Raw genomic sequence first — 12883 nt, 5'->3', positions numbered from 1 at the left:
TAGATAGCAAGCATATACTTTTTGACCACACTCAAAAAGTAGGCTTGAAATTTGATATATCAAATTTGAAATATTTAGGGAGAACCCTAAGACCCCAAACATGAAAGGAGTGATTAAAAATGGCAAAGACTGTTAATCGTAAAAACAATCGTACTGTTCACTTTATGATAAATGAAGATGAGATGAGAGAGCTTAATCGAAGGTTTGCATTGACCAATTTTAAGAGTAAAAGAGAGTTTTATAGAAATAGTATTTTCAAAAACAGAATCATCAGTATTGATATCTCCGGCGAGTTTAGAAAAGAACTTAGAGAATTATCTTCTCTTGTCAGTCGTAATTCAGCTAACCTTAATCAGATAGCAAAAATGGTAAATAGTACAGGAGTTATTTACAAAGATGATATTGAAAGCATAAAGAAAGTGATACAAGGAGAACTACTTTTCCTATCAGAATTTAGAGAAAAAGTATCGGATTATATCATCAATCAAGTGGTAGACTGATGGCTGTTACAAAGATACATCCGATTAAAACAACACTGAAAAAGGCAATAGATTATATCTGTAACGGAGATAAAACCGATGATGAAATTTATGTTACAACGCACCTTTGCAGCAGAGAAAATGCTCATAAAGAATTTGAACTTACAAAGAAACAATTTGGATCGAAAACAAAGACTTTAGCCCATCATTTAATTCAATCATTTGTACCTGAAGAAGTAAGCTTTGAACAAGCTCATCAGGTTGGAATTGAACTTTGTGATAAGATTTTAGAAGGCAAATTTGAATATGTTTTAGCTACACATATTGATAAAGACCATATCCACAATCACATAATTTTTAATTCTATAGATGTTGATGAAGGTAAGGTTTATCATTCCTACTATGGGTCTTATATGAATATCAGAAATCAAAGTGACAAGCTTTGTAAAGAGAATAAATTGTCCGTAATAGATCAAGAAACACAAAAAGAAATTAATGAAATTAAGCGCAGAAAGTTTGTGAATTGGTACGATTGGAATGAAGATAAAAAAGGGAGCAGCTATAAATCAAGACTTCAATTTGATATTGATAGGGCAATAAAACAGTCAATCAACTGGCAAGACTTTATGTCAAAAATGGAAAGCTGCGGTTATGAAATTAAACAAGGAAAACACATAGCTTTTAGAAGTAAAAATCAGCAGAGATTTACAAGAGCAAAGACAATAGGAGCAAACTATACCGAAGAAAGAATTAAAGAGCGAATCCTGAATAAAGACAAAGAACTTGGAAATATCATAGATATTAAGAACAACCATAAAGCAAAGTCAAGTAAAGGTTATGAACATTGGGCAACAAAGCATAATCTTCAAACAGCTGCTTCTACGCTTGTTGAAATCAGGAATAAAGGATTTAAGTCAATGGAAGAATTGGAGCGTGGCATTAGCAGACTTTCCATTGAAAAAAATGACTTGAAGAGAGAGTTTGATAAACTGTCATGGGAGCAAAAAAGGATAAAAGAAGTAGTAAAGCATATTCAAATCTGTATCAGTAAAAGAGAACATTATGAAGGTTATCGTAAAAACCCGAACGATAAAATTTATATGTTAATGAATCGAAAAGATGTGGAAGCCTATCAGAAATCTTATGAAGAAATAGATATTTTTCTTAATCAATTTTCACACTTGAGAAATATTGTAGTAGGAGAGTTAAAGACTAAATCAGTTAAAAATCTTTTTAGAAAGTTAAATGAGCATTCTAAAGAATTGCAAGCTAAGCAAGAGGCGATTGCTAAGAAACATAATTCAATAGTAACACAGTATGAGAAATTGGAACATCTGAAAGCTAATATGAATGATTATCTTGGTAGGGGTAAAACTGAAAAGAAAAAAGAGTCGGTTATTGGTGAAATTAAGAAGCATAAAAGAAAAACAGATAAAACAATTGAGCAGAGTCATAGCGTGAATAAGGATATGGAATTGTAGTAACATCTGGAGAGTATTGTAAATTATACTCTCTTTTTTGATGCAATTAGCATCTGAATTTTTGCTGGAAATATAGAAAAAAAGGGCAAAATATGCTATAATGTCTACTGAATAGATTAAAATGTGGCAAGGAGGAATAAAGGTGGCAAATCTTAATGTTGCTGATGTAATAAGAGAATTAGATATTTCTAAGTCATATTTGTATAAATTGATAGACAAAGAAAATATTTTTATTCCTAGAAGTGAAACCGGAAGATATTTTTGGGATGAAAATACAGTTAAAACTATAAAAAGATTTTTATATACAGATGATTTACATGATATGGATGATACGGATTCTTTCATATCTAAATTAGGTTTAAAGCAATCCTTTATAAACAACAGAAGATATTTAGGAAATAAATATTCACTTTCTGACTTTATAAGAAAAACAGTTGATGAAAATTGTAAAGGTGTAAATATTGTTATTGACATATTTAGTGGAACTGGTGCAGTTGCGAATACTTTTAAAGATAAAATGCTTATCACAAATGATTTGCTTTATAGTAATTATATTTCCAATTATGCGTGGTTTGGATATGAAAAATATTCAAGCAAAAAGATAATTGAGATTATATACGACTATAATCAAGTTAAAACAAAAGAAAATAATTATATGCGAGAAAATTTTGCAGACACATTTTTTTCTGCTGATGATTGTAGCAAGATAGGATATATAAGAGAAGATATAGAAACAAAGTATAAAAACAAGGAAATAAATTTCAAGGAATATGCGATTTTGATTACATCCTTGTTATATGCGATGGATAAGATTGCAAATACAGTTGGACATTACGATGCATATAGAAAGAATGTCGACTTTGAAAAACATTTAGTATTGAATGTTTTGTTGCCTGAAAAAACTATTAATTCTAATAATATTTGTTATAACCTAGATGCAAATGAACTAATTAAAAATATTAAGGGAGATTTATTATATTTAGATCCTCCATATAATTCAAGACAATATTGTGATGCATATCATTTACTTGAAAATGTGGCACGATGGGAAAAACCTAAAGTTTATGGCGTTGCAAGAAAGATGGATAGAACTTCACTTAAAAGTGATTATTGTAAGATTGCAGCTACAAAAGCATTTGAGGAGCTTATTGAAAATTCTGATGCAAAATATATTTTGCTTTCATATAACAATATGTCAGACAAGGGAAATGATAGATCCAATGCGAAAATATCGGATGAAGATATTATGAAAATTCTTAGCAAAAAGGGAAAAGTAACTGTATTTGAATCGGATTATAAGAGTTTTTCAACTGGGAAATCAGATATACAAGATAATAAAGAAAGATTGTTTTTATGCGAAGTATTTAACGAAAAAAAAAAGAAAATGAATATATCTTGCCCTTTTAATTATATTGGTGGGAAATTTAAACTATTGGAACAGTTGCAACCTTTATTTAATGAAAAGGAAGTATTTTTAGATTTATTTGCTGGTGGAGGGAATGTTGGGATAAATTCTTCTTCTTCAAAAGTTATTTTTAATGATTCAAATGAGAAATTGATAGAATTAATCAAATTTATAAAAGACACCAACACTGATGTTTTATTAAAGCAAATAGATAATATTATTGATGAATATCACTTATCCAATACAGCGTTATATGGTTACTCCTATTATGATTGTAATAGTAGTAAAGGATTAGCCGGATACAATAAGGAAAGATTTCTCAATCTAAGAGATGATTTTAATGCTAAGGTCGTTGCAGGGGAAACAGATTATTCAATGTTATATGTATTGATGGTTTTTTCTTTTAATAATCAAATTCGCTTTAATCGAAAAGGACTGTTTAATCTTCCTGTTGGAAAGAGAGATTTCAATTCTAAGATGAGAAGTAAGCTTGTGTTATTTTCCGAGGAATTGAAAAGCAAGGACATTCAGTTTTTGAAAAAGGATTTTAGGGATATTTCATTAGATGATTTTTCTCAGGAGACTTTTATTTATTGCGATCCTCCTTATTTAATTACAAATGCAACATATAACGAAAATGGGATGTGGACTGACTTAGATGAAAAAGCTTTGCTTGAATTTTTAGATCAAGCTAATGAAAAAGGCTTTAGTTTTGCGTTGTCTAATGTTTTAGAGAGTAAAAATAAAAGAAATGATATTTTGTATAATTGGATTAAAAGTAAAGGATATTATTGCAATTATTTAAATAAAAGTTATTCAAACAGTAATTATCATAGAAAAGATAAAAACAGTATATCTGAAGAAGTTTTAATTACTAATTATTCTGTGGATTGGAGGAATGAGTAGATGGCTAATATAAACATTCCATATCAAAGTTTTTGTTGGGTTGTAGGGACTACAAGCTTTAGAACGGCAAAACTAAATTTAAAAATTGAGGCACAATTGCTGCTTCTTGATGAGTTTTATAATGAAGTTATAAAAAAATCGAGTTGGAATTGGAATAATGAACTACAAGAAAAATATTATGACTTTATGAAAAGCAAAGCCTTCTTAACAGGTGATGCGAAAAGAAAAGATAAAGATGCGAGAGAAAAAACATCTGGTTTAGTTGATATTGGTCTGATCACAGAGGATAGATTGATTACAGAAGCAGGAAGAGAGTTGCTTAAAATAACAAGTAGCGGAATTTTTGAAACTGATAATGCATTTAATATTAACAGGGATAGTTTTGTTTATCTGAAACAGCTACTAAAAACAAGTATAGATGTAAGTGGGAAGATTGTTAGACCATTTATTGCGGTTGTAAAATGTCTTACTGAACTTGAATTTTTAAGCTACGAGGAATTTACTTATTTTGTTCCATTGATTAAAGATGACGAAAGTGCAGAGCAAATTATATCAGATATTAAATTATATCGAGAAGGGAAAATCAAACTTGAAGAAATAATTTACAAAAGACTTATGCAAATGGACAACTATAAGCTTGCACAAGAAGAATTTATTGCTTCGGATGTTGATGAAAACTTGATATGTTTAATTGGAATGAATCGCAAAAGTAGGAGTTATGATAAGCCATATTATAAATTATATCAGTCTATAAAGAATATATTCATTGATGGTAAAAGTGATTATGAATTGCTATTGAATTCTGCAAAGAATATAAATCAAAAACCCGGAATATTGTGGAGAAACATAATATTTAAAACTACAAATATTGGAGTTATAAGGAAGAATGGAAAAACTTCAATTAATAATCAATGCCCATTTTTAAACTGTGCAAATGAAAAAGAATTAAAAGAGGTGTTTTTCAAATACTTACATGTTTTTAAGGCAATGGCAACCTTATCTGATTATTTTGATTTAAATAGAAGATATTTCAATGTTACAGATACACTAATCTTTGAAGATCGCATGGTTAAGTTGGACATGATTCCAAAATACTATTTTAAAGAGATTATTGATGTTCTGTATAAAGAAACTTTTAGTAGAGATGATAATCTCAGTATAGATGTTCCTTTAGAAACTATATCAAAAGCTTTCGAGTTAGATATGAGCAAAGTGTATGCTGCATTAAGTAAAGATTTAGGAATCACCATAAGGAGTCCGGAACAAGCAGCAACTTATGTAAATGATGAAAGATACAGAAGATTTAATACTTTGATTGATAAGAAATTTAATGATTCTGTGCTTGTAGAGTTGTTAAATTGTTTTGAAAAACGTGATGATAAGAGAATTGAAGAACTTGTTACAGATGAGGCTGCAATACCTACTATTTTTGAATATATTTTAGGAATTATATGGTACAAGGTGAGCGAAAGACAGGGAAATATTTTAGATTTCATGAAATTATCATTAGAAGCAAATTTGCTACCAAAGACACATGCGGCAGGGGGCTATGCAGATATTATATATGAATATGAGGCATGCACTTCTTATCCAAAGCATTCTCTGCTACTTGAAGCAACCCTTGCAGATGGAACAAACCAAAGAAGAATGGAAATGGAGCCTGTTTCAAGACATTTAGGAGACTATAGAATTAGATTTAATAATCCATTTGATTATAGCCTCTTTGTCAGCACATACTTAGATAAAAATGTGATTTCAGATTTTAGGTATAGAAAGATAATCCCCTATACCAGAGATGAAGAAACTATTACAGGCATGAAGATTATTTCAATAGATACAGATTCTCTGAAGAAGATAATTGAAAATAAAGTTAAGTATAAGTATCTGTATGAAGTATTTGATAAATATCATGAAATGCCATTAGAGACTGTAGATTGGCATAATGGGATGATAAAAGAGGCTACTGGAGAGTATAAGATTTAAATGTGATTATAATAAATGAGAAGGGGAAGGAAATGATTGACAAATATAGTGAAGATTTAGCTTCATTGTTAAAAATTGCAAATGAGCAAAATAATAAAATTAATTTGTCATTAATTTTAATTACAATTAAAAATAATGATATTGAGAATTTGAATAAAATTTTTGAATTTTTTAAAGAAAATGGAGTTGAAATTGTTAATGAAGATGTTGAACCGGAAAATTTAAATAGTATTTCCGAGAATGTTACCCCATTTGACCCATCAAAAATTGATATAAAAATGGATAAGCTAACATTAGATTCCATAATAAAAAGAATAAAAAATAATGAATTGGAATTTGAAGCTGCATTTCAACGTAAATCAGGTCTATGGGGAGTAGTTCAAAAGAGTCAATTAATAGAGTCGATATTGTTAAAGATACCACTTCCAGCGTTCTATTTTGATGCAACAGATGATAATAAGTGGTTAATAATTGATGGGTTACAAAGAATTTCTACAATTAAAGAATTTGTTGTAGAGGATAAGCTTAAATTAAAAGGTTTAGAATTCATGACAGATTTAGAGGGGATGAAATTCTCTCAACTTCCAAGAAGTTTACAGAGAAGAATTGAAGAAACAAATATAAATGCTTACTTGATTAATCCTGCAACTCCTAAAAATGTAAAATATAATATTTTTAAGAGAATTAATACAGGTGGATTAATTTTAGAAGCACAAGAAATTAGGAATGCCTTGTTTCAAGGACAGGCAACAAAATTCTTAACAACCATGTCTAAAACAGAGGAGTTTTTAATTGCAACGAATGGAAGTATAAAAAGTGACAGAATGTTAGATTGTGAATTTTGTTTGAGGTATGTTTCATTCACAAATTTATTAGAACGATATAATGGTAACATGGATACGTTTCTTTCAGAAGGTATGGAGTATTTACAGAATATTGATGAAATGGAGCTAGACTATATTCTCTTCAAATTTAAAGAAAATATGAATATTTCATACAAAGTATTTGAAAAACATTGTTTTAGAAAAGTATTTGATGATGGTAGAAGGAGACCAATAAATAAAGCAATTTTTGAAGCGATTTCTGTTGTTATTTTTAATTCTTCAAAGGAACAAATTGAGAATTACTTAAATTACAAAGAAATAATTAAAGATAAATTTGAAAAATTGTGTTTAGATTACGATTTCCAAAATTATTTAAAAGCTTCAGATAAGTTTTCTGTATCCTCAAGAATTAAAAAAATGTATGAAGTTTTTGATGTAAATGGAGGTATAGGATGTTAAAAAACATATATTTAGAAAATTTTAAATGTTTTGATGAAATTCATCTAGAATTATCAAAATTAAATGTACTATCTGGAATAAATAGTATGGGAAAATCAACTATAATACAATCATTACTTCTTCTTAGACAAGCATATAAAAATAATAGTATAAATGAGTATTTACATCTGAATGGTGAATTAGTGAATTTAGGTACAGGATATGATGTGCTTAATAGAAATAGCAACAATGAAACAATTAAATTTTCTATTAACTATAATAATGAATTCTTTAGTTGGGAATATCAATACGAAAAAGACAGTTCTATACAGAAGGTGAAAAACAATCCAACTATTCTGCCTGATACATTGAGCAATAAAAATCTTTTTTCGGATAGATTTGAATATATATCTGCAGATAGAATTGGTCCACGCCGTTATTATGAATCAGATGATTCGGCACAAAGTATAAACAGAATTGGTTATAGAGGAGAGTATTTTCCTGATTATTTACAAAAAAATAAATATGAGAATGTAAAAAATAATAATGTCATCCATAGAAGCTGTAAAAGTCATGAAATTCTATATCAATTTGAAGCTTGGATGTCAGAGCTTAGTCCTGGAATAAAAATACATCCTAAAGAATACATTGATGCTGGAATTGTAGGTATAGGTTATGATGTTTATGGAATGGAGCATAAACCTTTAAACGTTGGTTTTGGATTAAGCTATACTGCTCCAATTGTACTTAGCTTATTGAAGGCTTCGGACGGTGATTTAATAATTTTAGAAAATCCAGAAGCTCACTTACATCCAAGAGGACAGCGAATATTAGGGGAATTAATATCAAGAGCCTGTGCAGGAGGTGTGCAAATTATTTTAGAAACACATAGTGATCATGTTTTGAATGGAATTAGATTATCTGTAAAACAGAAAAAACTTGATAAAAATGATGTTAGACTTAATTTTTTTTATCAAGACAATAAAGATGACGAGATAGTTGTAAAATATTGCAAATCATCTCCAGCCATATTAGATGATGGTAGTATTTCTAGCTGGCCAGATGGTTTTTTTGATGAGTGGGATAAAGCGTTAGATGAATTATTTTAATGGACGGTATGCTATGAAACTGATCTTGAATGATTTAAGTTATGATAAAAATATAGTGAACATTCCTAATAAATATACAAGCAAAGAGTGTATAAATACTTTTGTCGAATTATTGTTCTTACTACAAAAAGAAGGAGTTATAAGATATAAAGGTGATATTGAAAGTCTACAAAGTATAATAAGCATAGATTTTGCTTGTAATTATAATTTTCAAAAATGGTTAAATGATTCTGAAGGGGTTAAGTCAGAACACAAGATATTTTTGAAAAGAGCTATGGACAAATACAGCATAGTTGTAAATGAAGAAACAACATCAGAATTTTGTTGTAAAATCTCTGAAATGGAATATGGATCGAAAATTTTGCACAAAGTAATAGAAGAAGATTGTAAGGCTTTAAGTCTTAAGACAGTAGATGTTTTTTCTGATGATTATATTGAAGGGACTTATAGATTTTTAGATGAAGAGCAGGATGATCTAAAAGAAGAAAGTACAAAGATTTTTAATGTATGTGACAATTCTAAGATTATATTTTTGAAATATGAGTGCAGGGAAGATGAATTTAGTAATATCACATCGGGATTTGACTTTTGGGAGAAAAGAGAATCCTTATTTCCTAATTTAATATTTTGCGAAAGTGTAAAAAAACAAATTTATAACGATCCAGGGATGAATCATATTAATGCTATTATAAAAAGACTAGTGAAATTAGATGTTTATTACAAGGAACATAATTGCTTTGATATAAAAATTTTAGGATTTAATGCTAGGGATGAGTCTGTATCAGTAAAAAATGATTCAAAATTAAAGGAGTTGAGAAGATTTAAGAAACCGGATGATTCATATTCTTATTTTTATAATCATATTAGTTTTTCTGGAAATTATACTGGTAGGATACATTTTGAGGCGGATGATAATTTAAAGAAAATATATATCGGGTATATCGGTAAACATCTTCCGACGGCAAAATATTAAATAAGCCTTTTAAAGTTGTTATATTGTTAATAAACTTATTGCTTGCAATATGCTTGCAAAAAATCAGATAAACAGAAATAAAACGGATAATAAGGCTAAAACCGATATAAAAAACCTCGATTTTATGACATTTATACAAAACAATATCAAAGGACATATTGAGTGGGAGTAGAGTAACAAATATGTTTCTGTTATAAAACTGTTTAAAACAGTGCGTTTTGACGGTTGGATTTTGCTAAAAACTCCTGAGTGATACTATTTTGATACTAAAAAGTTGAAAAAGTAAGTTCAAAAGGGAGTTGTTGAATTTAGATAAATTGTTTATTGGAGGAGAATTTATTTATATGAAGAAGAATGATTATAAGGAAAGAATGTTTGATTTATTGGGTGGAAATATTGATGATATGGGATTTGATGAAAAAATGAATTTTGTATCTAATATCATTATTGAATTTGAAAAAGAAAATGAACATTTACGTGATACATCAAATAAAGGAAAAAGCTGGAAGGATGAAGAACTAAAAATCATACTGACAGATGCACCAACTAAATATAATTGTTTAAAGTATGCAAAAATCTTTAAAAGGGGCTATGGGAGCATCGAACAAATATACAGATGGGCAACAACTCCAAGTAAAGATATGTCAGATGAACGTCAAAATGATGCTTTTATTCAACAGATAAAAAGAGTTGCAAAAGAGATAGGTTTTAGAGGATAGTGAAAATCATTAATCGTTAAATGTGAAACTTTATACAAAAGCACATGACTTTAAGATCATAGAATCTTTCAGTTATGTGCTTTTTCTGTGCCTATTTTATTTCCGGTGGAACTTTAACTGACATAGAGTTATGAAAGCGTTTGATATTACTTTTTTCAAAAGGAACATAATTTTTTTTTAGACTGTCAGGATAGTTTGCCTTCAAATCCTGCAAGGCTTCTTTGGTAATTTCGTTATTCTCATACTTTTCTTTTATTTCCTGCCACTGTTCAAGCATATTTCGAATTCTTAATATAGCTTCACTGCCGAAATATATACCTGTGGTAGTGTATTCAGGATCTTCATCATTTAGGATAACAGGACGTATTTTCACTTTAATGCTGTCGTCCAGCTTAAACAAAAATCTCATCAAATCATGTTCCGTGTAGGGATAATCAGGTTCTTTCAAATATTCTTTGTTTACATGAAGCACAGCGGAAATTTTTTCCAAGACATCGTCTTTAGGAGTACGAATATCAAGTTCGTACGGAATTTCTTTATCAATTTACCCAAACTCAATTTTAACACCTCCTTAGGAACAAATTTGTTTCTCTTTTAATAATATAATCGAAAAAAACACAATAGAAAAATAAAATTTAAAAAAGTATTGACAGAAACAAAAAAGCTATTTATATTCTAAAACAGAATCAGAAATAAATATGTTTTTTATAAGAAAGACTAACTATTAAAAGTCAAGAGGTTAAATGAAAAAATATAAGGGAGGAGTAAATGTGCATTCTTATATAATCAGTTTTGTACATTTTTATGTTGACATTAACATTAAAAAATGGATGATTAAGGAGGAAAAATATGCAGAAGCTTAGTGAAGTGAAAAATAACACAAAGGCAAAAGTAGTAAAAATCCTTGGAGAACCACATTTTCAAAGTCGAATTATTTCTATTGGAGTAACTGTAGGAAGTGATATTAAAGTTATCCAAAATTATAAAAAACAACCGATTTTTATTTATTGTAGAGTACGATAACGGAATATCTCAAACTAAATGTATTAATCAGACTGTATGAAACTAAAATAGATGCAATTAAATATATAAAATTTCTAAGATATAGTGTAATTTTTTTAACAGTAGAATAAATTGAAAATATTTATTTTTAGGAGATAAGATTAGGAAAATATTTTAAATTTACATGAAAGTTTTAATATGATATTTCTTTTAGCAACTTTAATGTGTTTGAGTATTTCTTTACCGTTATTATTAATGTATATACTTGCGGATAAATATATGCAAGGAAAAATACTGTTAAAGATGAGTTGTATGGATATATAAAATAAAAAATGGTAAGACAAATAAAAGTTTCTTACCATTTTATTTTTAACTGTTCTATAAGATTTTATGAAATTAACTTAGATACATTATTAAAACTTTCAACCTTTTAACTTTCAATAATTTCTATAATTGAATTTTGTCATTTATCTAAAGTGTCTTTTAAATAAGGAACTAATTTATTATCATTTCCAGTAAGATAACATATATTCTGTCCAATAATTATTTCTACAAACACAGGATTAAATATTTTCATCATATATACAAGCAGTCGTTGAATTTTTTCTAGATAAGTATTTTTTGGCATCTTTAGGATAAATCCCTTTATATTTCTTGTAACACGCAGTGAATTTACTGTGAGAAGAATACCCAACAGCTTCTGCAATATCCTGTATTCTCAGGGTTGAGTTTAATAAAAGATTTTCTGCCATGTTCATTCTTTTTCGCTGAGTATATTCGGTAATACTGCATTGATATTTTTCTTTAAATAATTTTTTTAACTTTGTGCCACTCATCATAGCGATTTTTTCAAGTGTTTTTTGTGAAACATCCAAGGCGTAATGATCATCAAGATAGTTTGCTACATTTTCAAGTGCGATATTATCGTCTGAAGAAATATGGATTTCTTTTTTATTTAAAAATGCATCTATTACAATGCTAATCCATTCTTTAGCTTTTGCCTCAAAAAACATTTCTGCTGCCGGAGAGACCATTTTGCAGTTTAGAATATCTTTAGCAATAGGTTCTAAGGAGTTGGTAATAATGGCTTTGGTATCTTGAAATATATGAGAATATGAAATATTCTTTGAAATTTTCATGGAAGATAGGCAGTCTTTTATCATTTGCGGTTTAAAATTTACAGCAATACCAAGATACGTAGAATTTTCATGTAATAAAAAACGATAATTCTTTTCTAAATTTTCTATATCTAAAATATATAAAGAATTTGCGGATAAGGTTTGATATGGATTAAAACTTTCACCGCTGGCACTAATTATATAGGAAGATGAAAAAGTCATAAAATTTTTTATATCCGGCAAACTAGTGTGGATAATCTCTTTTTTTGCAAAGAAATCGTGTATATCAATTATAAAATTTTCAGTTTCATAAAACCAATATAAACCTTCGATTTCATCATTATTTACACAAAAAGTATGTCCTACATTACAATATTTCTTATTAACAAAACATTCAGATACTCCCAAATATTCTTTTACAAAATTATAGTAGTCTTTCATATAAT

At 28.5% G+C, this 12883-nt stretch carries 11 protein-coding genes; 9 read left to right on the top strand and 2 right to left on the bottom strand.

From position 1 onward, the window contains the following. The first annotated feature begins 119 nt into the window (after positions 1–119). The 8 genes from EQF90_RS04995 to EQF90_RS04960 all read left to right on the top strand — a co-directional run bounded on the left by EQF90_RS04995 (position 120) and on the right by EQF90_RS04960 (position 10317). Positions 120–500 carry a mobilization protein gene (locus tag EQF90_RS04995; RefSeq protein ID WP_134710994.1) on the top strand — a complete coding sequence of 127 codons (381 nt, stop codon included), beginning with the start codon at positions 120–122 and terminating at the stop codon, positions 498–500. Then, a complete protein-coding gene (locus tag EQF90_RS04990; protein ID WP_134710993.1) occupies positions 500–1960 on the top strand; it encodes a relaxase/mobilization nuclease domain-containing protein in 1461 nt (486 codons plus the stop codon). Before EQF90_RS04995 ends, EQF90_RS04990 begins: the two co-directional genes overlap by 1 nt. A gap of 142 nt (positions 1961–2102) precedes the next feature. Then, positions 2103–4271: a Dam family site-specific DNA-(adenine-N6)-methyltransferase gene (locus EQF90_RS04985; protein WP_134710991.1), complete on the top strand. Its 2169-nt coding sequence runs from the start codon at positions 2103–2105 to the stop codon at positions 4269–4271. After that, positions 4272–6254 (top strand): AlwI family type II restriction endonuclease, encoded by a 1983-nt coding sequence (locus EQF90_RS04980; protein ID WP_134710990.1) that lies wholly within the window; start codon positions 4272–4274, stop codon positions 6252–6254. A gap of 32 nt (positions 6255–6286) precedes the next feature. Continuing rightward, positions 6287–7537: a DUF262 domain-containing protein gene (locus EQF90_RS04975; protein ID WP_134710989.1), complete on the top strand. Its 1251-nt coding sequence runs from the start codon at positions 6287–6289 to the stop codon at positions 7535–7537. Beyond that, positions 7531–8625 (top strand): DUF3696 domain-containing protein, encoded by a 1095-nt coding sequence (locus EQF90_RS04970; protein WP_134710987.1) that lies wholly within the window; start codon positions 7531–7533, stop codon positions 8623–8625. Before EQF90_RS04975 ends, EQF90_RS04970 begins: the two co-directional genes overlap by 7 nt. A 13-nt stretch (positions 8626–8638) precedes the next feature. Continuing rightward, positions 8639–9598: a hypothetical protein gene (locus tag EQF90_RS04965; RefSeq protein ID WP_134710986.1), complete on the top strand. Its 960-nt coding sequence runs from the start codon at positions 8639–8641 to the stop codon at positions 9596–9598. A 344-nt stretch (positions 9599–9942) separates the two neighbouring features. Continuing rightward, a complete protein-coding gene (locus EQF90_RS04960; protein WP_134710984.1) occupies positions 9943–10317 on the top strand; it encodes a hypothetical protein in 375 nt (124 codons plus the stop codon). Positions 10318–10408: 91 nt separating this feature from the next. Here the strand turns inward: EQF90_RS04960 and EQF90_RS04955 are convergent, their stop codons facing one another. Then, complete coding sequence (locus EQF90_RS04955; protein ID WP_245152858.1) at positions 10409–10807, bottom strand: hypothetical protein; 399 nt, start codon at positions 10805–10807, stop codon at positions 10409–10411. A 359-nt stretch (positions 10808–11166) separates the two neighbouring features. On the opposite strand from EQF90_RS04955, the gene EQF90_RS04950 reads away from it, so the two are divergent. After that, a complete protein-coding gene (locus EQF90_RS04950) occupies positions 11167–11340 on the top strand; it encodes a FeoA family protein (protein WP_134710983.1) in 174 nt (57 codons plus the stop codon). 542 nt (positions 11341–11882) lie between these two features. Here the strand turns inward: EQF90_RS04950 and EQF90_RS04945 are convergent. Next, complete coding sequence (locus EQF90_RS04945) at positions 11883–12878, bottom strand: helix-turn-helix domain-containing protein (protein ID WP_134710982.1); 996 nt, start codon at positions 12876–12878, stop codon at positions 11883–11885. Positions 12879–12883 lie beyond the last annotated feature (5 nt).

It is taken from the genome of Helcococcus ovis, from assembly GCF_004524775.2.
Taxonomy (GTDB): Bacteria; Bacillota; Clostridia; order Tissierellales; family Peptoniphilaceae; genus Helcococcus; species Helcococcus ovis.
This window is presented reverse-complemented; position numbering and strand designations above follow the sequence as displayed.